Source organism: Streptomyces sp. MMBL 11-1 (assembly GCF_028622875.1).
Taxonomy (GTDB): domain Bacteria; phylum Actinomycetota; class Actinomycetes; order Streptomycetales; family Streptomycetaceae; genus Streptomyces.
The window spans coordinates 4,803,165-4,826,697 of the sequence record NZ_CP117709.1; the positions used below are offsets into that span (position 1 = coordinate 4,803,165).

The window sequence follows — 23,533 nt, forward strand, 5'->3', positions numbered from 1 at the left end:
GTACGCCCGCCGACATATACATCCGGCACCTGCCGAATAGTGGAAGGACGCCTATCATGGCGAAGCTGTCCCAGGACGACCTGCTCGCGCAGTTCGAAGAGATGACCCTCATCGAGCTCTCCGAGTTCGTGAAGGCCTTCGAGGAGAAGTTCGACGTCACCGCGGCCGCGGCCGTCGCCGTCGCCGGTCCGGCCGGCCCGGGCGCCGTCGCCGAGGCCGCTGAGGAGCAGGACGAGTTCGACGTCATCCTCACCGGTGCCGGCGAGAAGAAGATCCAGGTCATCAAGGTCGTGCGTGAGCTGACCTCGCTGGGTCTCAAGGAGGCCAAGGACCTCGTCGACGGCACCCCGAAGCCGGTCCTCGAGAAGGTCGCCAAGGAGGCCGCCGAGAAGGCTGCCGAGTCCCTCAAGGCCGCCGGCGCTTCCGTCGAGGTCAAGTGACTTCGAGAGTCTCCTGACTCTCCCGAGGCCGTCCTCGCCGTAAGGCGATGACATCTCCTCACCGAAGGGCGATCACCCATCCGGGTGGTCGCCCTTCGGCGTGCCCGTGGAGGGTGCCTTGCTCTTCCGCCGACGACGAGTAGGGTGATCTTCGCCGTGCGCCTCTCGCGGGCCCCTCGGGGGCGCCCTGCGGGCATCCCGGAGGTGACCGGCCAGGGCCCCTCAGGGTCCGATGGGACCGGTGGGCCTTGACGAACCGGACGCGGCGCGCAATTCTCAGGACGCGTCATCACTTCGATCCGTATCCGAGGCATGGATCGAGAGTGAAGAGGGCAGTAAAGAAGAGCGCACCCCGCGCGAGGGCTAGGGCTAGACATAGGTGTTGAGAACAGCTGTTGAGAGCAACGTGGGTCTCTGAGAACCCCGACTGGACATCAGTGTGCCGCTTGGCTACACTGACCCTTTGCGCTGCCTGTTAGCTGCCTCCTGCCCGTCACCAGAGGCATGCCCACGCTGAAGCACCGATGGCCGACCCCCTCCGACCTGGTCGTATTGCGACCGATTCGGAACGGTCTGTCTATGTGTCCAGGGTGGGACCGGTACGCGCGTAGTGAGTCCGAGCCCTCGGAAGGACCCCCTCTTGGCCGCCTCGCGCAACGCCTCGACCGCGAATACGAACAACGGTGCCAGCACCGCCCCGCTGCGCATCTCCTTTGCAAAGATCAAGGAGCCCCTCGAGGTTCCGAACCTCCTCGCGCTGCAGACCGAGAGCTTTGACTGGCTCCTGGGCAACGCCGCCTGGAAGGCTCGCGTCGAGGCTGCTCTGGACAGTGGACAAGACGTCCCCACCAAGTCCGGCCTGGAGGAGATCTTCGAGGAGATCTCACCGATCGAGGACTTCTCCGGGTCGATGTCGCTTACGTTCCGCGACCACCGCTTCGAGCCCCCGAAGAACTCGATCGACGAGTGCAAGGAGCGCGACTTCACGTTCGCCGCGCCGCTCTTCGTCACGGCCGAGTTCACCAACAACGAGACCGGCGAGATCAAGTCCCAGACGGTCTTCATGGGCGACTTCCCGCTCATGACCAACAAGGGCACCTTCGTCATCAACGGCACCGAGCGTGTCGTCGTGTCGCAGCTGGTCCGCTCGCCGGGTGTCTACTTCGACTCCTCCATCGACAAGACGTCCGACAAGGACATCTTCTCCGCCAAGATCATCCCGTCCCGGGGTGCCTGGCTGGAGATGGAGATCGACAAGCGCGACATGGTCGGTGTCCGCATCGACCGCAAGCGCAAGCAGTCCGTCACCGTCCTCCTCAAGGCGCTCGGCTGGAGCACCGAGCAGATCCTGGAGGAGTTCGGCGAGTACGAGTCGATGCGCGCCACCCTGGAGAAGGACCACACCCAGGGCCAGGACGACGCACTGCTCGACATCTACCGCAAGCTGCGTCCGGGCGAGCCGCCGACGCGCGAGGCCGCTCAGACGCTGCTCGAGAACCTCTACTTCAACCCGAAGCGCTACGACCTCGCGAAGGTCGGCCGCTACAAGGTGAACAAGAAGCTCGGCGCCGATGAGCCGCTGGACGCCGGGGTGCTCACCACCGACGACGTCATCGCGACCATCAAGTACCTGGTCAAGCTGCACGCCGGTGAGACCGAGACGACCGGTGAGTCGGGTCGCGAGATCGTCGTCGAGACCGACGACATCGACCACTTCGGCAACCGTCGTCTGCGCAACGTCGGCGAGCTCATCCAGAACCAGGTCCGTACGGGCCTGGCGCGGATGGAGCGCGTCGTGCGTGAGCGCATGACCACCCAGGACGTCGAGGCGATCACGCCGCAGACCCTGATCAACATCCGGCCGGTCGTCGCCTCCATCAAGGAGTTCTTCGGCACCAGCCAGCTGTCGCAGTTCATGGACCAGAACAACCCGCTGTCGGGTCTCACCCACAAGCGCCGCCTGTCGGCTCTTGGCCCGGGTGGTCTCTCCCGTGAGCGGGCCGGCTTCGAGGTCCGCGACGTGCACCCGTCCCACTACGGACGCATGTGCCCGATCGAGACCCCCGAAGGCCCGAACATCGGTCTGATCGGTTCGCTCGCCTCGTACGGCCGCGTCAACGCGTTCGGCTTCATCGAGACGCCGTACCGCAAGGTCGTCGACGGCCAGGTCACCGACGACGTCGACTACATCACGGCCGACGAGGAGGACCGCTTCGTCATCGCCCAGGCGAACGCGACCCTCTCCGAGGAGCTGCGCTTCACCGAGCCCCGCGTCCTGGTCCGCCGCCGTGGCGGAGAGGTCGACTACGTGCCCGGCACGGACGTCGACTACATGGACGTCTCGCCGCGCCAGATGGTGTCCGTCGCCACCGCGATGATCCCCTTCCTGGAGCACGACGACGCCAACCGTGCCCTCATGGGCGCGAACATGATGCGGCAGGCGGTGCCGCTCATCAAGTCGGAGGCCCCGCTCGTCGGCACCGGCATGGAGTACCGCTGCGCCACCGACGCCGGTGACGTCCTCAAGGCGGAGAAGGACGGTGTGGTCCAGGAGGTCTCCGCGGACTACATCACCGTCACGAACGACGACGGCACGTACACCACGTACCGCATCGCCAAGTTCATGCGCTCCAACCAGGGCACCTCGGTCAACCAGAAGGTCGTCGTCGCCGAGGGCGACCGGATCGTGGCCGACCAGGTACTCGCCGACGGACCGGCCACCGAGAACGGTGAGATGGCCCTCGGCAAGAACCTGCTCGTGGCGTTCATGCCGTGGGAGGGTCACAACTACGAGGACGCGATCATCCTGTCGCAGCGCCTCGTGCAGGACGACGTCCTCTCCTCGATCCACATCGAGGAGCACGAGGTCGACGCCCGTGACACCAAGCTCGGCCCGGAGGAGATCACCCGGGACATCCCGAACGTCTCCGAAGAGGTCCTCGCCGACCTCGACGAGCGCGGCATCATCCGGATCGGTGCCGAGGTCGTCGCCGGCGACATCCTCGTCGGCAAGGTCACGCCCAAGGGCGAGACCGAGCTGACCCCCGAGGAGCGTCTGCTCCGCGCGATCTTCGGTGAGAAGGCGCGCGAGGTGCGCGACACCTCGCTGAAGGTGCCGCACGGTGAGATCGGCAAGGTCATCGGCGTCCGCGTCTTCGACCGCGAAGAGGGCGACGAGCTGCCGCCGGGCGTGAACCAGCTGGTCCGCGTCTACGTCGCGCAGAAGCGCAAGATCACCGATGGTGACAAGCTCGCCGGCCGTCACGGCAACAAGGGCGTCATCTCCAAGATCCTGCCGATCGAGGACATGCCGTTCCTGGAGGACGGCACCCCGGTCGACATCATCCTCAACCCGCTGGGTGTCCCGTCCCGAATGAACCCGGGACAGGTCCTGGAGATCCACCTCGGCTGGCTCGCCAGCCGCGGCTGGGACGTCTCCGGCCTCGGTGACGAGTGGGCCCAGCGCCTGCAGGCCATCGGCGCCGACCAGGTCGCCCCCGGCACCAACGTCGCCACGCCCGTCTTCGACGGTGCGCGCGAGGACGAGATCACCGGCCTCTTCCAGGCCACGATCCCCAACCGCGACGGCGACCGGCTGGTCCAGCCCTCCGGCAAGGCCCAGCTCTTCGACGGCCGCTCCGGCGAGCCGTTCCCGGACCCGGTCTCGGTCGGGTTCATGTACATCCTCAAGCTGCACCACCTGGTCGACGACAAGCTGCACGCGCGTTCGACCGGTCCGTACTCCATGATCACCCAGCAGCCGCTGGGTGGTAAGGCACAGTTCGGTGGTCAGCGCTTCGGTGAGATGGAGGTGTGGGCCCTTGAGGCTTACGGCGCCGCATACGCCCTCCAGGAGCTCCTGACGATCAAGTCCGACGACGTGACCGGCCGCGTGAAGGTCTACGAGGCCATCGTCAAGGGCGAGAACATCCCCGAGCCCGGCATTCCCGAGTCCTTCAAGGTGCTCATCAAGGAAATGCAGTCGCTCTGCCTCAACGTGGAGGTGCTGTCCTCGGACGGCATGTCCATCGAGATGCGCGACACGGACGAGGACGTCTTCCGCGCGGCGGAGGAACTCGGTATCGACCTGTCCCGGCGCGAGCCGAGCAGCGTCGAAGAGGTCTGACGGGCCGGCCGGCCGCCTCACCCCGAGGCGGCCGGCCCTCCCCGGACCCGTTCAGACCATTGATTTTGACGAGACCCCGAAAGAGGGATTGACGACAAGTGCTCGACGTCAACTTCTTCGACGAGCTGCGGATCGGCCTTGCCACCGCGGACGACATCCGGACCTGGTCGCACGGCGAAGTGAAGAAGCCGGAGACCATCAACTACCGCACGCTCAAGCCCGAGAAGGACGGACTCTTCTGCGAGAAGATCTTCGGTCCGACCCGGGACTGGGAGTGCTACTGCGGCAAGTACAAGCGTGTCCGCTTCAAGGGCATCATCTGTGAGCGCTGCGGCGTCGAGGTCACGCGCGCCAAGGTGCGTCGTGAGCGGATGGGCCACATCGAGCTTGCCGCTCCCGTCACCCACATCTGGTACTTCAAGGGCGTTCCCTCGCGCCTCGGGTACCTGCTGGACCTCGCGCCGAAGGACCTGGAAAAGGTCATCTACTTCGCCGCGTACATGATCACGTTCGTGGACGAGGAGCGTCGTACCCGCGACCTGCCGTCCCTGGAGGCCCACGTCTCCGTCGAGCGCCAGCAGACCGAGAACCGCCGCGACTCCGACCTGGAGGCCCGCGCCAAGAAGCTCGAGACCGACCTGGCCGAGCTGGAGGCCGAGGGCGCCAAGGCGGACGTGCGCCGCAAGGTGCGCGAAGGCGCCGAGCGGGAGATGAAGCAGCTGCGCGACCGTGCGCAGCGCGAGATCGACCGCCTCGACGAGGTGTGGAGCCGCTTCAAGAACCTCAAGGTCCAGGACCTGGAGGGCGACGAGCTGCTCTACCGCGAGCTGCGTGACCGCTTCGGCACGTACTTCGACGGCTGCATGGGCGCCGCGGCGCTCCAGAAGCGCCTGGAGTCCTTCGACCTCGACGAGGAGGCCGAGCGCCTCCGCGAGATCATCCGCACCGGCAAGGGCCAGAAGAAGACCCGCGCGCTCAAGCGCCTCAAGGTCGTCTCCGCGTTCCTGCAGACCAGCAACAAGCCCAAGGGCATGGTGCTCGACTGCGTGCCGGTCATCCCGCCGGACCTGCGTCCGATGGTGCAGCTGGACGGTGGCCGCTTCGCGACCTCCGACCTGAACGACCTGTACCGCCGTGTGATCAACCGCAACAACCGCCTCAAGCGTCTCCTCGACCTCGGCGCCCCCGAGATCATCGTGAACAACGAGAAGCGGATGCTGCAGGAGGCCGTCGACGCGCTGTTCGACAACGGCCGCCGCGGTCGCCCGGTCACCGGTCCCGGCAACCGGCCCCTGAAGTCCCTGAGCGACATGCTCAAGGGCAAGCAGGGCCGTTTCCGTCAGAACCTCCTCGGCAAGCGCGTGGACTACTCCGCGCGTTCCGTGATCGTCGTCGGTCCGCAGCTCAAGCTGCACCAGTGCGGTCTGCCGAAGGCGATGGCGCTGGAGCTCTTCAAGCCGTTCGTGATGAAGCGCCTGGTGGACCTGAACCACGCGCAGAACATCAAGTCGGCCAAGCGCATGGTCGAGCGTGGCCGCACCGTCGTGTACGACGTCCTCGAAGAGGTCATCGCCGAGCACCCGGTGCTGCTGAACCGTGCGCCCACCCTGCACCGCCTCGGCATCCAGGCCTTCGAGCCGCAGCTGGTCGAGGGCAAGGCCATCCAGATCCACCCGCTCGTCTGCACCGCGTTCAACGCGGACTTCGACGGTGACCAGATGGCCGTGCACCTGCCGCTCTCCGCGGAGGCGCAGGCCGAGGCCCGCATCCTGATGCTGTCCTCGAACAACATCCTGAAGCCGGCCGACGGCCGTCCCGTCACCATGCCGACCCAGGACATGGTGCTGGGCCTCTTCTTCCTCACCACGGACGACGAGGGCCGCGACGTCAAGGGCGCGGACCGCGCGTTCGGCTCCACGGCCGAGGCCACCATGGCCTTCGACGCCCGCGAGCTGTCGCTCCAGGCGAAGGTAGACATCCGCTTCCCGGTCGGCACCATGCCGCCGCGTGGCTGGGTGCCGCCGGTCGCCGAGGAGGGCGAGCCGGAGTACCAGCCCGGCGACACCTTCCGGCTGCGGACCACCCTGGGCCGCGCGCTCTTCAACGAGCTGCTGCCCGAGGACTACCCGTTCGTCGACTACTCGGTGGGCAAGAAGCAGCTCTCCGAGATCGTCAACGACCTGGCCGAGCGCTACCCCAAGGTCATCGTGGCGGCGACGCTCGACAACCTGAAGGCGGCGGGCTTCCACTGGGCGACCCGTTCGGGCGTCACCGTGGCCGTCTCCGACATCGTCGTGCCCGAGGCCAAGAAGGCCATCGTCAAGGGCTACGAGGAGCAGGACGAGAAGGTCCAGAAGCAGTACGAGCGCGGTCTGATCACCAAGGACGAGCGCACGCAGGAGCTCATCGCGATCTGGACCAAGGCGACCAACGAGGTCGCCGAGGCGATGAACGCGAACTTCCCGAAGACGAACCCCATCTTCATGATGGTCGACTCGGGTGCCCGAGGAAACATGATGCAGATGCGTCAGATCGCGGGTATGCGTGGTCTGGTGTCGAACGCCAAGAACGAGACGATCCCCCGTCCCATCAAGGCGTCCTTCCGCGAGGGCCTCACCGTTCTGGAGTACTTCATCTCCACGCACGGTGCCCGTAAGGGTCTGGCGGACACCGCCCTGCGTACCGCCGACTCGGGTTACCTGACCCGTCGTCTGGTGGACGTCTCGCAGGACGTGATCATTCGCGAGGAGGACTGCGGCACCGACCGCGGCCTCAAGCTGAAGATCGCGGTCAAGGGCGCCGACGGCGTGCTCCGCAAGACGGAGGACGTCGAGACCTCGGTCTACGCCCGCATGCTCGCCGAGGACGTCGTGGTGGACGGCAAGGTCATCGCGCCTGCCAACGTCGACCTCGGTGACGTCCTGATCGACGCCCTGGTGGGCGCCGGCGTCGAGGAGGTCAAGACCCGCTCGGTCCTGACCTGTGAGTCCGCGGTCGGCACCTGTGCCTTCTGCTACGGACGCTCGCTCGCCACCGGCAAGCTGGTCGACATCGGTGAGGCGGTCGGCATCATCGCCGCCCAGTCCATCGGTGAGCCCGGCACCCAGCTGACGATGCGTACCTTCCACACCGGTGGTGTGGCCGGTGACGACATCACCCAGGGTCTGCCCCGAGTCGTCGAGCTCTTCGAGGCCCGTACGCCCAAGGGTGTCGCCCCGATCTCCGAGGCCAAGGGCCGCGTGCGGATCGAGGAGACCGAGAAGACCAAGAAGCTCGTCGTCACCCCGGACGACGGCAGCGACGAGACGGCGTTCCCGATCTCGAAGCGTGCCCGTCTGCTCGTGGGCGAGGGCGACCCGGTCGAGGTGGGCCAGAAGCTCACCGTCGGTGCGACCAACCCGCACGACGTGCTGCGCATCCTCGGCCAGCGTGCGGTCCAGGTCCACCTGGTCGGCGAAGTCCAGAAGGTCTACAACTCGCAGGGCGTGTCGATCCACGACAAGCACATCGAGATCATCATCCGGCAGATGCTCCGCCGCGTGACGATCATCGAGTCCGGCGACGCGGAGCTGCTTCCGGGCGAGCTGGTCGAGCGGTCGAAGTTCGAGACCGAGAACCGTCGTGTGGTCACCGAGGGCGGTCACCCCGCCTCCGGCCGTCCGCAGCTGATGGGTATCACCAAGGCCTCGCTCGCCACCGAGTCGTGGCTGTCGGCGGCGTCCTTCCAGGAGACGACCAGGGTCCTCACCGACGCGGCGATCAACGCCAAGTCGGACTCCCTGATCGGCCTCAAGGAGAACGTCATCATCGGTAAGCTCATCCCGGCCGGTACGGGTCTGTCCCGCTACCGCAACATCCGGGTCGAGCCGACCGAGGAGGCCAAGGCCGCGATGTACTCGGCCGTCGGCTACGACGACATCGACTACTCGCCGTTCGGCACCGGCTCCGGCCAGGCCGTCCCGCTGGAGGACTACGACTACGGTCCGTACAACCAGTAGGCGAGTGGCTTTCGCCTGAACGACCGGAGGGCGGTCATCCCGTACGCAACGGGGTGGCCGCCCTCCGGCGTGTGCGGGGCCGGCCGCTCAGCGGAGCGTCTCCCACACGGCGATGGCGACCCCGGCGGTCGCGGTGAGCGCGGCGATGCTCGCCAGCGGCCACCGGGACCGCTCCAGCAGATCCAGCCGGGCCTCGTGGTCGGCGAGCTGCTTGTCGGTCTGGTCGCTGCGCTGCACCAGCAGCGCCAGCTGGCCGTCGGCGCGGGCGAAGCCGGCCTCCAGGCTGCCGCGCATCCGCTCCAGCTCCAGGGCGACGGCCACCGGGTTGTTCGGGTCGGTGTCGGTCATGGGCGGCCCTCCGGCGGGTCGGTGCGCAGCCAGGGCGGCAGCAGGATCTGGACGCCCGGCAGGGCCATCACCCGCGTCACCGCCCCCGCGACGGCCAGGGCCCCGGCGACCCGGGGCAGGGTCGCGGGGACGCCGGACGCGTCCACGAGTGCGGGCAGGAGCACGGCAAGGGCGAGGGCCGTCTGCAGGACGGTACGGGCGGTACGCCGGGCGGCGTCGGACATGGCAGGCTCCTCAACTCGGCTACGGCTTCTTCGCGGTGTACGGGACCTTCAGCGCGTTCCAGGACGTGCGGCCCGGCCAGCCGTCGGCCTCGGCGCCCCGGAAGCCGAGCTTGCGCTGCCAGGCGGCGTAGGAGCGGCGGTCGGCCTCGGTCCAGCGGGGGCCGGGGCCGACGGCGTACGAGGCGCACCCCTCGGCAGCCAGCCGCCGGCCCATCGCGGTGACGACGGGGGAGGTGGGGCGGGAGGTGAAGAAGGCGGCCCCGGGGAAGGGCTGGTAGCGGGGGGTGGTGGGGGTGCCGGGCTTCGAGGGCCGGGCGGGCGGCCGGGCCGGGGCGGCCAGGCGGTTGGTGACGCGGGTGCGCATCGACGGCATGGTGAAGCCGCGCGGGTCGATCTTGGCCGCCGACCACTCCGCGTGGCCGATGACGGAGCGGGCGCTCCAGCCGTGGGCCCGGCAGATCGCGGCCGACGCGCGTTCGATCGCGTCGAGCTGGGCGGCGGGCCAGGGGTCCTTGCCGTCGCCGAGGTTCACGCACTCGAATCCGTAGAAGCGGGCGTTGCCGTCGACCGCTCCGGCGCTGCCGTCGTGGGCGCGCGGGGCGGGCGGCCGGTCGCCGTAGTCCTCCGCGACGACGCGCCGGAGCACCTCCGGGTCGCCGCCGCCCGCGTGGTTGGCGCGGCCGGCCGAGATCAGGTGGACGGTGCCGGCCTTGTCGATGACGCCGTGGCAGAGCGGGCCGGGGAGGGAGGCGTAGCCGTCGCGGCAGAGGGCGACGGAGGCGGCGCTTCCGCTGCTGACGGTGTGGTGGATCATCACCCCGTTCACGGGGCCCCAGGCACCTTTGTGGTTGCGGTCGTGGGTGCGCCAGCCCGGATGCTCGACGACGGTGACGCCTTCGGCGTGCAGCGCGGCGAGCAGTCGGCCGGCGGTGAGTGGTGTGGCCACGGGTGGCGGTCCTTCCGGTGTACGGGTACAGGGCCCGGCGGAGCCCCGTACCCGGTGGGGCGTGGTGGGTACGGGGCTCGGCGTGCGGGCCCGGGGGGGTGGGGTCAGGACAGCGCGGCCCAGATGGCGTTGGAGTCGGCGACGACGGTGTTCTGCACGCTCGGGTTGAAGCTGGTGGGCAGGGAGGTCTGGCCGGTGACGCCGAGGCGGCCGTGGCGGACGAAGTACCCCGGCATCCGGGCGCTGCCGCCCGGGGCCTGGCCCACGCTGGAGCCGCGCAGGAAGGCGGGGCCGCCGTTGGTGGGGTTGGGGCCGTTGATCACCAGGCCCACCCAGTAGTTGCCCGGGGCCGCGTTGTACTGGACGGTGAGCGGGCAGATCACCGTCTGGCCCTCGGTCTTGGGGATCAGCGTGTTCAGCGAGGCGGTCACCCCGACGCGGGCCCCGGCGCTCGTGTAGAGCCCCGCGTAGGAGGCGGCGCCCAGGGTGCCGCCCCCGTACCCCGGGACGTAGAAGGCGATGTTCTTCACGAGCTTGGGTGCGTGCAGCGGGATGCCGATGAGGTAGACCCAGCCGTTGATGCAGTACTGCGGGGTCGAGGCGGAACCGCACGCCGGGTCGAAGGCCCACCCGGCGAACCCGACGGCGGACGGGGACCAGGTCCCCGCCGAGGAGACCGCGTCCACGTAGCCCCGGCGGGCGAGGTGGTCGGCGGTGGCGGGGGAAGCGGTCGTGACCGGCGGTGCGGTGAAGGTCTTCGTGCCGTCGATGGTCTGGTTGCCGGTGAGCAGCACCGCGTCGCCGCTCGCCACGGCGGAGACGTCGGACGCGGTCAGGACGACCGGGCCGGTGCGGCCGTTGACCGAGGTGACGGGGGAGCCGTCGATGGCCAGGTAGCGGGCGTCGCCCGCCGCCTGGGACAGGGCCCCCACATCGGAGGCGGCGAGGAGCACGTCGCCGGTCTGGCCGTTGACCGAGGCCACGGCGCCGCCGCCGGCCGGGAGCTGGGCGGACGGGACCAGGCCGTCGGCGCCGAGGGAGGCGACACCGCCGGGGGCGCCGACGCGGTCGGCGGCGACCGCGGAGACGTCGGCGGCGCTCAGGACGATGTCCGGGTCGGACTTCCCGTTGACCGAGTGCACGGTTCCGGCCGGGCCGGCCGGCCCCTGCGGGCCGAGCTCGCCCGGCGGGCCCGCCGGGCCGGGTACGGCGACGTACTGCGGGGTGGCCGGGTCGGCCGGGGCGATGTCGGCGAGGTCGACGGTGGGGTGGCCGGCGCTCAGCGCGATCTGGTAGCTGCGGCTGCCGCGGCCGAGGCCGGAGAGCCGCTCGGTGACGGTGTACGTCCACACCGCCGGGTTCCAGCCCGGGCCGTCGGTGGCGGGCAGGACGACCTGGAGCCGGCCCTCGGCGTCGAGCGTGGCGCGCGTGGGGCCGCCCAGGAAGAGGTCCTCCCCGGCGTGGGTGAGCAGCGCGGGCGGGCGGAAGTCGACGGTGCCGCTCATGGGGCGGCCGTCGGGGGTGAGGTAGCGGGCGGTGAGGGTGACGGTCGGGATGCTCGGTGGCAGCACGAAAACTCCTTGGGTGAGGTGGGCGGCCCGTCCGGCCGGGCGTGAGGGGGTCCGGCCGGACGGGCGTGGTTCGGTGGGGCGGATGCGGTTCGGGGAGGGGTCAGGACTCCAGGCCGTACAGCGTCAGCGGGCGGCAGCGGATCGTCGTGCCGGGGGTCGTGACCCGGGCCTGGATCTCGAACGTCACCGTCGCCCCGTAGTCCGCCGCCATCCGCTCCGTGAGCACCAGCCCCGCCCCGGGGCCGCCGACCGGGCCCACCTGGTCGCCGTCCACGAGGAGCCGTACCTCGCCGCCCGCGTCGCCCTCCGCGGCTATCCGGCAGTGCAGCCGGGGATGCTGGACGAGGCCGGGGCCCCGGTGGAGCGTGGTCCAGGCGGTGGCGCCGGTGGACTCCCAGCGGGCCGTGTCCACGGGGGCCGGGAGCGCGAACGGGATGTAGGGGCGGGCGAGACCTCCCCGTACGGTGTCGTCGGCGACGACGGCGTTGCCCCGGCGGTCCAGGATCTGCACCGCCTGGACCGGCAGGGTGTCGGGCGCCCCGGTCCAGACGGTCAGCGCCAGCGAGCCGTCGTCGCGGCGGACGACCAGCCCCTGCTGCGGGGTGTCCTCGTCCCGGTCGGGATGGACCCGGCCCAGGTACAGGAGGTCCTGGTCGCCCGCGGTGCGTACCCGCAGCCGGCCGCGCTCACCGATGACGACCTCGCCGCCCACGATGCTGTTCTGCGCCGGGGTGGTGTTGGCGCTGCCCATCAGCTCCCTGACCTGGCGTTCCAGGGCGCGGATGCGGTCGAGCAGGTCGGTGGGGATGATCGCCACGGTCAGGCTCCTTCCAGGTAGAGAACGGCTGTCTCCTGCTTGGTGCGCTGCGGCGGGGTGACGGCCATGCCGACGATCCGGTAGTGCGCGTCGAGCCCCTCGTGGTGCCACAGGTCGTGGACGCGCAGCCGGATGCGGGCGCCGAGCAGGGCGGGGGTGATCCGCCCGTCGAGCCGTACGGTCAGCTCCGGGATGACCTCGGGCCGGCGCTGCCGGGACAGCTCGGCGCGGGCCAGTGAGCGCAGGGTCGCCCCGTCGCTCACCCCGCCGTGGTCGGAGGTGAGCTCCAGCCGGGGCCAGCCCTGGGCGAGTTCGCCGGGGAGTTCCTCGGCGACCGTCAGCGGCTCGGACCCCTGGGACTGGTCGGTGTTGGCCGATTCGCCGCGGGCCACCCAGACGTTCGCCTGGACGGTCGAGTCGGTGGGCAGGCTGTAGGTGAGGACGGGCCCGGGGTGGTCCAGCACGATGTCGTTGTGGCCGGTCCTGATCTGCGGGTGGCCGAGCTGGAGACGTTTGACCCGGTTGCCCGCGGCGTCCCGGTAGCAGTGGATGCGCCACTCGAAGCCGTCGTTCAACTGCCCGAGCTTGTCGAGCAGTTCGCGGACCCGGGCGAGCGCCGAGTAGGCGTGGGCGTAGTCCCGTACGACGCCCGACCGCTCGTGGCCGAGGCTGATGCCGATGTCGCCGCCCGGCTGCTCCTGGGCGTGGGCGACGAGCGTGCGGGCGATGTCGAACTGGTCCAGCCCGGTGCCGGTCAGGTCCTGGCTCAGAATGCGGTGGTCCAGGTAGGAGTCGAACGTTCCGGCCTGGAACTGCACGGTGAGCCGGCCCTGTTCGTCGGAGGCCGGGGTGCAGGTCCACAGGACGCCGCCCCACCAGATGTCCCCGTCCCGCTCCAGCCAGACCGCGGTGCGGCCGGGCTGGAGCGCGGCCCGGGCCCGGGCCGCGAGCGCCCCCTGGGGGAGCGGGACGGTGGCGGTGAGGGAGCCCGGTTTGCCGATGAAGTCGTCGAACTTGGTCTCCGTCAGGGGCAGGACGTCCAGCAGGCGGTCGGTGCGCAGGTCGCAGAAGAGGGCCCGGTAGACGGGGGCGGGGGAGGCAGGGCTCATCGGCTGCCTCACAGGACCGGGTCGACGCGGATGAAGCGGTTGTCGAACCAGCCCCGGTTGCTGGTGGCGGAGGTGCAGTAGGCGGAGACGGCCGTGTGGACGGCGCCCGGCTGGAGACCCGTGACGCGGAAGGTGGCCGACACCGAGGTCGGCGCCTTGGACCCGACGCCCGCCGAACGGGTCTCGTGGGCCGGGGAGACCAGGACCCCGTCCTTGCGGATGTTGGCGCTCATCCGGCACCACTGGCCATCGACCCCGGTGTTCCCCAGGAAGCCCAGCGTCACGAAGACCGCGCCGGAGACCGGGACGGTGAACGTCGCCGTGATGGTGGGGCCGGTGGTGTCGCTGACCGCCTCCACCCAGGCGGTGGAGTCGCAGTACCCGCCGTCGGTGTTGTTCGCCCAGGCGGACGCGGTGACGGCGGGCCGCCAGACGGTGCCGTCCCAGCGCTGGAGCCGCCCGCCCTCGTCGCGGTACTGGCCGGTGTACTCCCCGGTCGCGAGCGCGCCCTGCGGGGCGATGCCGCCGATCTGGCGCGGGTAGCCGACCCAGCGGGTGCCGTCCCAGCGCTGGTAATCCGTGACGGTGTCCCGGTACTGGCCGACGTATCCGCCGGGGACGTCGCGGGCCCAGGACTCCGCGAGGATGCCGCCGACGGCCACCGTGGGGACCCGCAGGTCGTAGACGGCGTTGGCCCAGTCGATGCCGCCGGTCCCGGCGGAGGCACCGGCCGGGATCCGGACCTGGGCGAGGGGGAGGGAGGTGGGCGGGAGGCGCGGCGGCTCCGGCGACGCGGCCGGCGCGCCCTGGACGACCTCCAGAACGGCCTCGGTACGGCCGTCCTCGTCGTCGAACTGGGCGTCGAGGACCCGCAGGACCACCACGTCGATCCGGGGGTTGGAGGCGTTGCCGTCGTCGAAGGCGACCTCGGTGTAGTCGGTGAGGACGACCGGGTAGGCCCCGGCCGGCCCCCGGCCCTGGATCACGGCGCGGCCCGGGGCGACGGTGGCCCGCATGCCCGCGACCTCGCCGTACACGTACAGCGCGGACATCAGGTGCGCGCCGTTCTCGGAGCCGGGGATCACGCCCCCGGCGCTGGTGAGGGCCCCGGTCGGGGCCATGGTTCCGACCGGTGCGAGGCGGGTGTCGGCCCGGGACTGGCCGGATTCGGTCTCGGTGCGGTTGATCAGCCAGGCGCTGCGTACGGGCATGGAAGTCCTCCTGGGAGCGGAGCGGGTGGGATGTCTCGGCGGGGCCGGAGCCCCGTGGTCTCACCAGTGGGCGTCGCGCCACCGGACGGTGACGGAGGCCCGCGGGTCGGGGGTGGCGTCGTGGGAGCGGAACGCCAGCTCCGTCGTGCCCGGAGCCAGCCCGAACAGCTGCTCGGGGGCGGAGGCCGGGGCCGCGGTGTAGAGGCGGGAGGCGTTCTGGTTGAGCAGGACGGTGCCGGCCTCGGTGTCGACGCCCAGGACGTCCTGGGGGCCGAGCACGATGTCGTACTGGAGCTGCTTGCCGTCGGTGAGCCGGGTCAGGGTCGGGCGCCGGACCGGCCCGCGGAACTCGATCAGCGGGTGGGCCGTCGCCGATCCCTCGTTGAGGGCGGTGCAGGTTCCCGTGGCGTTGGCACCGCCGTCCGCCGGGTCCGGGGCGCCCCAGTCCAGCGGCCACCGCAGGCCGAGTCCGGCGTCGGCGGCCTGGGGCCAGAGCAGCCCCGGTTCGGCCACCGGCAGGAAGGCGCGGGCCTGCCGGAGCACGGAGCCGAAGCGGCGGGGGTCGGTCGCGGTCCACTGGAGGCTGGCCTTCGAGGTGCCGTGCACCACGAAGGAACGGTCCTGCGGGACGACCCGCCGACTGACCCGGGCCCGTACGGCGAGGGTCTCCCCGTGCAGCCGCACCGCCAGCCAGTCCTCGCCGGCGTCCGCGCCGGTCGCGTCCCGGAAGCCGGCGGCCACGCCCCGGGCGTCCTCGGTGGTGCGGGGCAGCAGCCAGACGGTCGCCCCGACGAGCCGGGGCTGCGCCCACTGCGAGCCGGGCCAGGCGCCGTGCCGGTCGGGGCGGGAGACGTCACCGGTGTCGAGCACCGGCAGGTCGTCCCAGCCCGTGACGCCGGTGCGGTCGATCTCGTACGGGGTACCGGGGCCCATCAGCAGTCCGGCCCACTGGATCTGCCCGTCGCGGGTGATCAGTGAGCCGGGTGCGGTCTCATACGCGTATGCGGTTGTGGTCGCGGCCATGAGGGGCCGTCACCTCGCTTCATTCATGGGGTGGATGGGGGCTCATGCCGCCGCTCCGCGCAGGAACAGCAGGTCGGAGGCGATGGCGAGGGGGCCGCCCCGTCCGGCCGCGTGATAGGTGTGCAGCCGGGCCCGCCCCGGAGCGGGCGGGCCGGACCGGAGACCGGCCGCCGGGGCCTCCTCGGCGGGGCGCAGCCGGTCCAGCGCCGACAGCGGCCGTACGGGCGAGGGGCCCCCGCCCGGCTGGACCACGCCTCCCTCGGCGAGCTGCGGGATCTTGGGCAGGTCCACGCCGAACTTCTTGCCGAGGATGGAGAAGCTCAGCCTGTTGAGGCCGTCGATGACCCAGTTGGCGAACGCGATCAGGGCCTTGACCGGACCGGTGACGGCGGCCATGACGCCCTGCATGCCGGTGGACAGGAAACCGCCGATGGCGCCCAGGGCCGAGGAGGTGGCGTTCCTGACCCGGGTGAACATCGCGGGGATCCGCTTGGTGATCCAGTCCAGGGTGGGCTGGATCGCCCTGCGGAAGCCGTTCCAGGTCCGGCTGATCAGCCCGGTGACCGCGCGGGTCGCCGAGGTGACGGCGGTGCGGGTGCCGTGGAAGCCGCGGGACAGGGCCGCGCCGACGCCCCCGACGACCGCCGTGATGATCGTGCGTACGGCCCTGAACTGCGCGGAGATCACGGCGAGGTAGGCCTGCAGGACCGGCCCGAGGAACGTGCCGATCGTCCGGAAGACCTTCAGCACCTGGTCGAAGACCTGCTTCATGATCTTCTGGCCGGTCTGTGAGCTGAGCGCGTACTCGATGAGGAAACCCGCGAGCGGCATGATCAGACCGAGAACGAACCCGAACGGGTTGGCTCGCATCGCCACATTGACGGCCATCATCGCGCCGGCGCCGACGGTGAGGGCGCCGCCGAAGAACCCCATCAGCTTGGAGACCGTGCCGGCGCCCTTGCCCAGGGTCCCGGCGACCCCTCCGAAGGCGGCGGTGCCGGCGGAGACGGAACCGAGCGAGGCGGCGACGGGGCGGACCTTGCCGCCGCCGGCGCGGAGCCGGGTCGCCGTGACCCCGGCGGTGCGGCCGGTGCCGGACAACGACGTGCCCGCCGCGTCCGCCCCGGTCGTCAACCGTCGTGCGGCCGGGGCGGCGGCGGACGCACCGGACCTGATCCCGAGGGCGGCGGCTGCGGCCCGGTCGACCGCGCGCAGCGCCGCCCGGAGCGACGTGCCCGCCGCGACGAGCTGGGTGCGGAAGGAGGCGAGCGCGCCGGTCACCCCCGCGAGAGGGTCGGCGCCCGGCCTGATCGCCGCGGCGCTCATCCGCGGGCCTTGGAGAGGAACAGCAGGGCGGTGGCGGTCTCCTGGAGGTCGGCGGAGGACGCCTCGTAGTAGTTCTCGATCTGGAAGCCGGCGACCGCACCGGCCGTGGCGTTCAAGGCGTCCGCCCGGGAGCGGCGCGCGGTGTGGCGCAGCAGCCGGTCCAGCTTGGAGAGCGGCAGGACGGCCTCGGCCTCACCGGCCTCGGCGACGATGGCGTGCACCCCGCCGTTGCGCGGCTGCACGATGCCGCCCGCCGCGAGCTGCGGGATCCTCGGCAGGCTGATGCCGAAGCTCTTGCCGCCGACGCCCGGAACCCAGCCGGGGATGGAGACCTTGATGCGGTTGAGGCTGCCGATCGCTGAGTTGATCAGACGGATCACCGCGTTGATGGGGCCCTTCACCGCCCCCGTGATCCGGCCGAAGGCCCGGCTCGCGATGGACTGGAGCCCGCCCCAGATGCTGGAGAGCCGTTCCTTGACCCGGCTGAAGGCCTGGGGAACGGTGTTCCGGATCCAGTTGACGACCGGGGTGATGACTCTCTTGATCCCGTTCCAGACGCTGGAGATCACGCCCCGGACCGCGTTCATCACCGTCGTGATGATCTTGCGCCAGGCGTTGAAGTTCTTCGTGATGACGCCGGCGACGGCCTTGATGACCACGGTCACGGCCTTCTTGATGCCGTTCCAGACCGACTTCATCAGGGCGCCTGCCTTGGACATGATCGGCCCGACCGCCTTCATGACCGCGCTGATGACCTTCTTGATCGCGCCGAAGGCGACCTTCAGCACCTTCTGCAGGGTCTTTGAACGGGCCGCCATGTCGACGACCTTCTCGATGAGCGGGGCGAGCAGCGAGAGCAGCTGCCCGACGATGTTCCCCCTCATCGACTTGTTGAGACCGTTCATGCCCTTGGACGCCTTGTCGGCGCCGGACTTGAACGTGCCGATCTGTGTACCGCTCTTCTTCGCGGTGGTGCCGGTCTTGGCGAGGGACCGCCCGGCCTTGTCGGCGGCGCGCTGGACGGAGGTCAGCTCGCGGGCGGAGGACTGGGCGGAGGCCCGGATCCTCTTGAGCCCGCGGTCTCCGGCGAGCGCCTTGGAGGAAAGGCCGCCGGCGGCCCGGGCTGCGCTCTCCGTCTGGGTCTTGAAGCCTTTGAGGGAGCCGCCGGCCCGACCCAGGGACTGCACAAGAGACATGGTGGGCTTCTCCTTTCTCGCGTTTCTCGCTGATGGTGGAAGAGGTGGACCCCGGGCCCGGTCGCACGACGTGCGAAGGGCGTCGGCCGGGGCCCGTGTTCACCGGCCGTGTCTCAGCTCAGCGCGCGGACAAGGCCGTTGACCCGCGCCTCCAGCTGCCGGATCTGCTCGCCGGCCTCCCTGAGCCTGCGCGGGTCCGGGCCGTCCGTCCGCGACGTACCGACGGCCGCGACGTCCGCGCGCCGGTTCCGGCGTCCCGTGTCGGCACCGTCGATCCGCCGGTGGGCGGAGTCCGCCCGGACGAGCGCCCTGTCGGCGACCTGGCGCGCCCGGCCGAGATCACCGCGCAGGGCGCCGACCTGCCGGCCCACGGCGGTGCTGGTGCGGTCGGCCTTGGTCACGGCGCTCTCGGCGAGACGCCGGGCCCGGCCCACGGTGTCCCGCAGCGTCTCGGACGTGCGGCCGAGTGTCCGAAGGGTTTCCGTGTGCCCCCCGATGCGGGTTTCGTGCCGGCCGGTCCTCTCCGTCAGCCGGGTGATGGCGTGCTGCTGGATCTCGGAGTTGGGCGCGAGGGCTCTCACCACGGGCCCCAGGCGGCGTCGTCGCTCGACGGAGTTCAGGATCCGTTGCCACAGTGAGCTGAGAACGGTGTCGGTGAACCAGCTGAGCCTCAGCACCTGCGTGCCCGCGATGCTGAGCCCGGCCAGGCTCAGGGCCAGGACCTCCACATCCACCTTGACGCCCTGGAGGCTCCAGTAGAGTTTCTGATGAGATGATGTGAGGTCTTTCCAGTTCTCCGTGGGGTCGATGGACTGCGGAAGACCGGAGAAGGTGAGCGGGGCCTTGAGCGCCGCGATCTCTTCCGTATGGCGGTTGATGATGGCCGTCATACTGGCGGCTGACAGAGGGGCCTCCGACGCTCCGGACGGTTCCGGCGGAATGGCCATGATGTCCCCTTTCTGATGGGCAATGAGTTCCGGAGGAGCAAAGCGTGATAGGCCACTCCTATTACCAGTCGCACCCTTTGCCGTATCTCTTGATCGTGGTGCTCTGTTCGCCGGTCGCTCTGGCGCTGCTCTGGAACGCCTACCGGCTGGCGGTGCTCTCCCTGCGAGGAGTGGCCGTCGTCGGGGACGATCCGGAGCAACGGTCCGGCGCGACGTTCACGGTGGACGGGAAGCAGTACCGGTGTAACGCGCACCTCGGCCCCGAGGACTGGCGCGGCAACGAAGGGGGGGCCGGGCCGATCGTCTACGACCCCCGCAAGCCCCGTCGGAACGACGCGCGGTACGGCCTCCGGCCCGCCATGCTCGTGGCGTGCGGCGTCCTGGTCGTGTTCCTCGTCACCGCGGTCGTGTGGGCAGCCGTCCGGCTGGTCGGCTTCTTCTGACCACGGGCCCGGTCCGCCCGGGTCCGGCGCCGTCTGCCGTGCCGGTGACGGGCGGGTGCCCCGCTCACGCGAAGAACCGCAGGAGGTCTCCCGGGCTGGGCGCCACTGGTTCCTCGGGAGCGGCTGCCGCGTCCCCCGGCCTCGGCACCGGCACCGGCGCTTCCGGCGGATCGGAGTCCTCGTCCGTGTTGACCGAGGCGAACATCCAGTTGGCGGCGGCGAGATGGTCCACCGCCGCGGCGAGCAGATAGTCGGACACGGTCCACTCCGCGCCGTCGCCGTCGAGTTCCCGGGAGACGGCACTGTCGCGCGGCATGTGCTTGACCAGCACCGCGAGCCGGCGTGAGGTCAGCCGGCCGCGGTGCCAGTCCAGCAGGTCCACGCCGTAATGCCGCAGCAGGTCGGCTTCGAGGGCCTCGGCGTGTTCGGTGACGAACGCGTCGAGGCTCAGCCTTCCCCCAGGCCGAGCCCGGTCTCCTTGCCGTACGCCTCCAGGAGCGCGGCGATGTCCTGCATGGTGATCTCGTGCTGCTCGAAGCGGCCGAACTGCTCCTCGCCGAGCAGGAGTCGCAGCAGTCCGTCCACGTCGTTGTCGTCCAGCGAGCGCAGCGCGGTGGCGGTGGCGCGCGTCAGCTCGGTGGGCAGTTCGAAGGTGTCGTCGTCCAGCTCGAAGGACCAGGTGCGGCCGAGCGCCTCCAGGCGCTGGGCGCGTGCCGCGTTCACGTCGAAGGTTGCCATGCGGGTTTCTCCGTTCAGGTATGGGGGGAAGGCGGGAGCCGGGGCGGGGCCGGTGTCGACCGGCCCCGCCCCGGGGGTGTCACGGGGCCGGGACCGTCGGCACCGTGTAGGCCGCGTCCTTCATGACGAAGGTGGCGAGCGCCGAGCCGTCACCCGGCGAGAGCGCGGTGAAGGTGACGCCGAGCATCGCGGCGGCCTTCCGGGCGAGCTTGATGTCGTCGGTGGCGGTCACCTGGCCGCGCGGGATGACGAAGCGGTACGTGACCTCCGCGCCGTCCGTGAACTCCAGCCCGAGGGCCCGCTCGTCGAAGGTCGGCCCGTCCGGGACGTCGAACTGGAAGACGCTCGCGGCGGCGTCCTTGCGGATGTCCGCGGACTTGCCGCCGAGGAAGAACGGCAGGGTGTCCTCGTTGAACTGGAGCATCGCGAACTTCAGCGTCAGGTCGCGGTCCGCGTAGACGAACCGGGCCGGGCTGATGGACTGCCACGTCTCGACCGGGTCCAGCTTGTCCTTCTTCGCGAAGGTCACGCCATCGGTGGAGGTGTAGCCGAGGTCGGTCCAGGCGGACCCCCAGTCGGCCGCCGGGTTGTCGGAGAAGGCGTCCGGAAGAGGAGCGCCGATCTCGGCGACGAGGATGCGGCCGGTTCCGGCCACGCGGATCTCGGAGGCGTTGTTGCCTGCCATGGATGACTCCTTGAGGTGGTTGGTCCCTGAGTGGGTGACTGGGCGGATGGGTGGCTGGGTGGTGCGTGCCGTCACGGGTACGGCAAAGGCCCCGCCGGACGGCAGGGCCTGGTCTGTGGGGCGTACGGGAGGTGCCCGTACGGCGGTGGGCGCGTACGGCCTCGGAGGTGTACGGCGGTGGGCGCGTACGGCCGCGGAGGTGTACGACGGTGGGCGCGTAGGCCTCGGAGGTGTACGGCGGCGGGTCTGCGGCGTCAGCCGATCCGCAGGGAGACGCGCAGGACGCAGAGGTAGCGGTTGGCCGCGGGGTGCAGGTACTCGGGCAGCCAGCGCGGGCCGTCGGCCTCGACGACATCGCTGATCACGATGTCCGTCCCGTACCGCCGTCCCACCGCGGCGAGCAGTTCGGCCCGGGCGGAGTTGGCCAGGCGGTGCGCCGTCGCCTTGTCCGGCCCGTAGGCCTCCAGTTCGATGAGCGGCTGGTCGAGGTGGAGGTCGTCGACCCAGGCGCCACCGCGCCGGGAGACGATCACCGCCTTCTGCGTGCCGTCGAAGCCGGGCGGCGGAGTCTCGTCCACCACCGCGTCCGCCAGATCGGCGCGGTCGGAGAGGAGCTCCACGACGATGGCCTCCACGTCGGGGAAGGTGCTCGGAGGTGAGGTCATGACAGGGCGATCACTCCTGTTCGCGGAAGTGAGGTCGGAGAACGCGGACGGCGGAGCCGCGCCCGGAGGGTGGGCGCAGCTCCGCCGCTGCATCTATCGTGACTGAGATCGTGCGAGCGCGCAACCTCTTAGTGCGAAGTCGCAACTTTGCGGATTCCGCTTCCGGGGTCGTCCGCGCTCCGGCGACGCGCAGGTGGGCCTGTTCCGACCTCCCGCACTCCCGTACGCGGTGCGTTAGTCTGCGGTTATCGAACAGGCATTCGAGAGACGGCGGTTCTGCGGAAGGAAGCGCCCTGACGAGCGTGCGGAGCGAGGGAACGGGGGAGCGGGTGGACGGGAGTGAGCCGGTGATCAGTGCCCAGGAGCGGCTGGCCGATGTCGTGACCGCGGCGGTCGAGGTGGCCGCGGAGTCGGGAGAGGCGGGTACGTACACCGCGGACGTCGCCCGCACGCTCACCGCCGTCGTCGGCAAGGTCGGAGCGAGAATCGCCGTCGAGGCGGAGACGCGGGGGTTCCGCAGCGGCTGGGGCGAGGCGGTGGCGCTGGCGTCCGGGGGAGCGGAGGGCGGGGCTCAGGTCTTCCGCATGGCGACCGCGCCCGAGGAGTAGCCGCGAACGGAAAGGGAGGGGCGGCCCGTAACGGGCCGCCCCTCCCTTTCCGTTCGCGCGCCTCATGGCCGGCGACGCGCCCCCGGTCCCTTCCGCCGGGCCGCCCGTTCCGCCGCGAAGACGTCCTCCAGACGGAACACGTGCGCCCGGCCCTGTCGGCCGGCGGGGCCGAGGTGTCCCAGCTGGACCCACTTGCGGATCGTCGCGGGCTTCACCCCCGCCTCGTGCGCGGCGAGTTCGGCCGTCAGCAGCGTCGCGCCCGTCATCGCGCCCCCTCCCGCCGCGCGGAGTCCTCGGCCGAGGCGGTGAGCTCGTCGAGCTCACCGCCGGACTCCGCCGCGAGCCGCGCCCAGGCGCCCTCGCTCCACGCGTGCCGGTGCGCCGGATCCGTACGGCAGTCGCAGGCGCGGTCCGTGCAGCGGCAGGCCGGGTTGACGCAGAGCACCGCCCGGCGCGCGGGGAAGGCCCGCAGCGAGACCGAGTCGCACCAGGGGCAGCGGCCGCCCACCCGCACCACCGGTTCGGCGCCGCCCAGGGCCCGGGTGCAGCGGCGGGCCATCCGGCGGGCCTCGTCCCTGATGTGTTCGAGGAGCACGTCGTCGGCGGCGGCCCGGTCGAGCAGACCCGCGACACGCAGCAGCCGCCCGGAGACCTGCTCGCGGCGGGGGCGGGGCATCCGGAGCCGGTCGTGCACGGCCTCGTCCAGCTCGATCACGCCATCCGTGATGTCGCGTACGGCGTCGGAGATGTGGAGCCGTACGGGGGAGGTGCGGGAGCCGGTCGGGGTGAGCCCGTGCGCCTGCTCGGCCCGCAGGGCCTCCTCGCGCTCGGCGCGGGTCGGGCCCGCCGCGGCCGGCCGCGCGCCGGAGGAGGCCGCCCGCGGGGCGGAGGGGGAGCGGTAGGCGGGGGCGAGTTCGACGAGCAGTTCCGGAAACTGACGCAGCAGCAACTCGATCCAGAGCGCGGCGTCCGCGACCGTGCCGGCGCTCTTGCCGTTGCTGTCGCTCTTGCCGTTGCCGGGCCCGTGGCCCGGTGCGGTGGTGTGCGCCCCGGAGGGCTGCGGCGTGATCGGTGTGGATGCGTTCGGTGTGGTCATGGCGATCCCTTCTCCC

General features: G+C 70.8%; 22 protein-coding genes. 5 read left to right on the plus strand and 17 right to left on the minus strand.

Going from position 1 to position 23,533, the window contains the following annotated elements:
• The first annotated feature begins 56 nt into the window (after window positions 1–56).
• The 3 genes from rplL to PSQ21_RS21270 all read left to right on the plus strand — a co-directional run bounded on the left by rplL (window position 57) and on the right by PSQ21_RS21270 (window position 8,564).
• The gene (rplL, locus tag PSQ21_RS21260; RefSeq protein ID WP_010058811.1) at window positions 57–440 is read left to right on the plus strand and encodes a 50S ribosomal protein L7/L12; all 384 of its coding nucleotides are present in this window, start codon (window positions 57–59) and stop codon (window positions 438–440) included.
• 640 nt (window positions 441–1,080) lie between these two features.
• The gene (rpoB, locus tag PSQ21_RS21265) at window positions 1,081–4,566 is read left to right on the plus strand and encodes a DNA-directed RNA polymerase subunit beta (RefSeq protein WP_274032198.1); all 3,486 of its coding nucleotides are present in this window, start codon (window positions 1,081–1,083) and stop codon (window positions 4,564–4,566) included.
• A gap of 98 nt (window positions 4,567–4,664) precedes the next feature.
• A complete protein-coding gene (locus PSQ21_RS21270) occupies window positions 4,665–8,564 on the plus strand; it encodes a DNA-directed RNA polymerase subunit beta' (RefSeq protein ID WP_274032199.1) in 3,900 nt (1,299 codons plus the stop codon).
• 87 nt (window positions 8,565–8,651) lie between these two features.
• Here PSQ21_RS21270 and PSQ21_RS21275 read toward each other — a convergent pair whose 3' ends face one another.
• The 11 genes from PSQ21_RS21275 to PSQ21_RS21325 form a co-directional block, all read right to left on the minus strand.
• Entirely contained in the window at window positions 8,652–8,912 is a 261-nt protein-coding gene (locus PSQ21_RS21275) for a hypothetical protein (protein WP_003966993.1), read from the minus strand.
• A complete protein-coding gene (locus PSQ21_RS21280; protein WP_274032200.1) occupies window positions 8,909–9,136 on the minus strand; it encodes a hypothetical protein in 228 nt (75 codons plus the stop codon). The genes PSQ21_RS21275 and PSQ21_RS21280 overlap by 4 nt, the downstream gene beginning before the upstream one ends.
• A gap of 19 nt (window positions 9,137–9,155) precedes the next feature.
• Window positions 9,156–10,082 carry a peptidoglycan-binding protein gene (locus tag PSQ21_RS21285; protein WP_274032201.1) on the minus strand — a complete coding sequence of 309 codons (927 nt, stop codon included), beginning with the start codon at window positions 10,080–10,082 and terminating at the stop codon, window positions 9,156–9,158.
• Between the two features lie 104 nt (window positions 10,083–10,186).
• Window positions 10,187–11,653: a phage tail protein gene (locus PSQ21_RS21290; RefSeq protein WP_274032202.1), complete on the minus strand. Its 1,467-nt coding sequence runs from the start codon at window positions 11,651–11,653 to the stop codon at window positions 10,187–10,189.
• Between the two features lie 100 nt (window positions 11,654–11,753).
• Window positions 11,754–12,470, minus strand: coding sequence for a hypothetical protein (locus PSQ21_RS21295; RefSeq protein ID WP_274032203.1), 717 nt, complete (start codon window positions 12,468–12,470; stop codon window positions 11,754–11,756).
• Window positions 12,471–12,472: 2 nt separating this feature from the next.
• Window positions 12,473–13,579: a hypothetical protein gene (locus PSQ21_RS21300; protein ID WP_274032204.1), complete on the minus strand. Its 1,107-nt coding sequence runs from the start codon at window positions 13,577–13,579 to the stop codon at window positions 12,473–12,475.
• Window positions 13,580–13,587: 8 nt separating this feature from the next.
• Window positions 13,588–14,790, minus strand: coding sequence for a hypothetical protein (locus PSQ21_RS21305; RefSeq protein WP_274032205.1), 1,203 nt, complete (start codon window positions 14,788–14,790; stop codon window positions 13,588–13,590).
• 60 nt (window positions 14,791–14,850) lie between these two features.
• Window positions 14,851–15,813, minus strand: a complete 963-nt coding sequence (locus PSQ21_RS21310; RefSeq protein WP_274032206.1) for a phage tail protein — start codon at window positions 15,811–15,813, stop codon at window positions 14,851–14,853.
• 42 nt (window positions 15,814–15,855) lie between these two features.
• Window positions 15,856–17,139 carry a tape-measure protein gene (locus tag PSQ21_RS21315; RefSeq protein WP_274032207.1) on the minus strand — a complete coding sequence of 428 codons (1,284 nt, stop codon included), beginning with the start codon at window positions 17,137–17,139 and terminating at the stop codon, window positions 15,856–15,858.
• Window positions 17,136–18,335: a phage tail protein gene (locus PSQ21_RS21320; protein WP_274032208.1), complete on the minus strand. Its 1,200-nt coding sequence runs from the start codon at window positions 18,333–18,335 to the stop codon at window positions 17,136–17,138. Before PSQ21_RS21320 ends, PSQ21_RS21315 begins: the two co-directional genes overlap by 4 nt.
• 113 nt (window positions 18,336–18,448) lie before the next feature.
• Window positions 18,449–19,282 (minus strand): hypothetical protein, encoded by an 834-nt coding sequence (locus tag PSQ21_RS21325; protein ID WP_274032209.1) that lies wholly within the window; start codon window positions 19,280–19,282, stop codon window positions 18,449–18,451.
• A gap of 44 nt (window positions 19,283–19,326) precedes the next feature.
• Here PSQ21_RS21325 and PSQ21_RS21330 point away from each other — a divergent pair, with 44 nt between their 5' ends.
• Window positions 19,327–19,725, plus strand: a complete 399-nt coding sequence (locus tag PSQ21_RS21330) for a hypothetical protein (RefSeq protein WP_274032210.1) — start codon at window positions 19,327–19,329, stop codon at window positions 19,723–19,725.
• 64 nt (window positions 19,726–19,789) lie between these two features.
• Here PSQ21_RS21330 and PSQ21_RS21335 read toward each other — a convergent pair whose 3' ends face one another.
• From PSQ21_RS21335 to PSQ21_RS21350, 4 genes are all read right to left on the minus strand, one after another.
• Entirely contained in the window at window positions 19,790–20,107 is a 318-nt protein-coding gene (locus tag PSQ21_RS21335) for a hypothetical protein (protein WP_274032211.1), read from the minus strand.
• A gap of 65 nt (window positions 20,108–20,172) precedes the next feature.
• Window positions 20,173–20,463: a hypothetical protein gene (locus PSQ21_RS21340; protein ID WP_274032212.1), complete on the minus strand. Its 291-nt coding sequence runs from the start codon at window positions 20,461–20,463 to the stop codon at window positions 20,173–20,175.
• Window positions 20,464–20,542: 79 nt separating this feature from the next.
• Window positions 20,543–21,148 carry a phage tail tube protein gene (locus tag PSQ21_RS21345; protein WP_274032213.1) on the minus strand — a complete coding sequence of 202 codons (606 nt, stop codon included), beginning with the start codon at window positions 21,146–21,148 and terminating at the stop codon, window positions 20,543–20,545.
• A gap of 254 nt (window positions 21,149–21,402) precedes the next feature.
• Entirely contained in the window at window positions 21,403–21,813 is a 411-nt protein-coding gene (locus PSQ21_RS21350; RefSeq protein ID WP_274032214.1) for a hypothetical protein, read from the minus strand.
• A 302-nt stretch (window positions 21,814–22,115) separates the two neighbouring features.
• Between PSQ21_RS21350 and PSQ21_RS21355 the strand changes: the two genes are divergently transcribed.
• Window positions 22,116–22,421 (plus strand): hypothetical protein, encoded by a 306-nt coding sequence (locus tag PSQ21_RS21355; RefSeq protein WP_274032215.1) that lies wholly within the window; start codon window positions 22,116–22,118, stop codon window positions 22,419–22,421.
• A 62-nt stretch (window positions 22,422–22,483) separates the two neighbouring features.
• On the opposite strand, the gene PSQ21_RS21360 is transcribed toward PSQ21_RS21355, so the two are convergent.
• Both PSQ21_RS21360 and PSQ21_RS21365 read right to left on the minus strand, forming a co-directional pair.
• On the minus strand, window positions 22,484–22,687 hold the full coding sequence (locus PSQ21_RS21360; protein ID WP_274032216.1) for a helix-turn-helix domain-containing protein: 204 nt from the start codon (window positions 22,685–22,687) through the stop codon (window positions 22,484–22,486).
• On the minus strand, window positions 22,684–23,517 hold the full coding sequence (locus tag PSQ21_RS21365) for a hypothetical protein (protein WP_274032217.1): 834 nt from the start codon (window positions 23,515–23,517) through the stop codon (window positions 22,684–22,686). Before PSQ21_RS21365 ends, PSQ21_RS21360 begins: the two co-directional genes overlap by 4 nt.
• Window positions 23,518–23,533: the final 16 nt, after the last annotated feature.

Excerpts from the sequence above, each read along its gene's own strand:
- PSQ21_RS21360 (WP_274032216.1), bottom strand. The coding sequence starts at position 22,687 with ATGACGGGCGCGACGCTGCTGACGGCCGAACTCGCCGCGCACGAGGCG.
- PSQ21_RS21345 (WP_274032213.1), bottom strand. The coding sequence starts at position 21,148 with ATGGCAGGCAACAACGCCTCCGAGATCCGCGTGGCCGGAACCGGCCGC.
- PSQ21_RS21315 (WP_274032207.1), bottom strand. The coding sequence starts at position 17,139 with ATGAGCGCCGCGGCGATCAGGCCGGGCGCCGACCCTCTCGCGGGGGTG.
- PSQ21_RS21365 (WP_274032217.1), bottom strand. The coding sequence starts at position 23,517 with ATGACCACACCGAACGCATCCACACCGATCACGCCGCAGCCCTCCGGG.
- PSQ21_RS21280 (WP_274032200.1), bottom strand. The coding sequence starts at position 9,136 with ATGTCCGACGCCGCCCGGCGTACCGCCCGTACCGTCCTGCAGACGGCC.
- rplL (WP_010058811.1), top strand. The coding sequence starts at position 57 with ATGGCGAAGCTGTCCCAGGACGACCTGCTCGCGCAGTTCGAAGAGATG.
- PSQ21_RS21305 (WP_274032205.1), bottom strand. The coding sequence starts at position 14,790 with ATGCCCGTACGCAGCGCCTGGCTGATCAACCGCACCGAGACCGAATCC.
- PSQ21_RS21310 (WP_274032206.1), bottom strand. The coding sequence starts at position 15,813 with ATGGCCGCGACCACAACCGCATACGCGTATGAGACCGCACCCGGCTCA.
- PSQ21_RS21340 (WP_274032212.1), bottom strand. The coding sequence starts at position 20,463 with ATGGCAACCTTCGACGTGAACGCGGCACGCGCCCAGCGCCTGGAGGCG.
- PSQ21_RS21325 (WP_274032209.1), bottom strand. The coding sequence starts at position 19,282 with ATGGCCATTCCGCCGGAACCGTCCGGAGCGTCGGAGGCCCCTCTGTCA.
- PSQ21_RS21275 (WP_003966993.1), bottom strand. The coding sequence starts at position 8,912 with ATGACCGACACCGACCCGAACAACCCGGTGGCCGTCGCCCTGGAGCTG.
- PSQ21_RS21300 (WP_274032204.1), bottom strand. The coding sequence starts at position 13,579 with ATGAGCCCTGCCTCCCCCGCCCCCGTCTACCGGGCCCTCTTCTGCGAC.
- PSQ21_RS21350 (WP_274032214.1), bottom strand. The coding sequence starts at position 21,813 with ATGACCTCACCTCCGAGCACCTTCCCCGACGTGGAGGCCATCGTCGTG.
- PSQ21_RS21320 (WP_274032208.1), bottom strand. The coding sequence starts at position 18,335 with ATGTCTCTTGTGCAGTCCCTGGGTCGGGCCGGCGGCTCCCTCAAAGGC.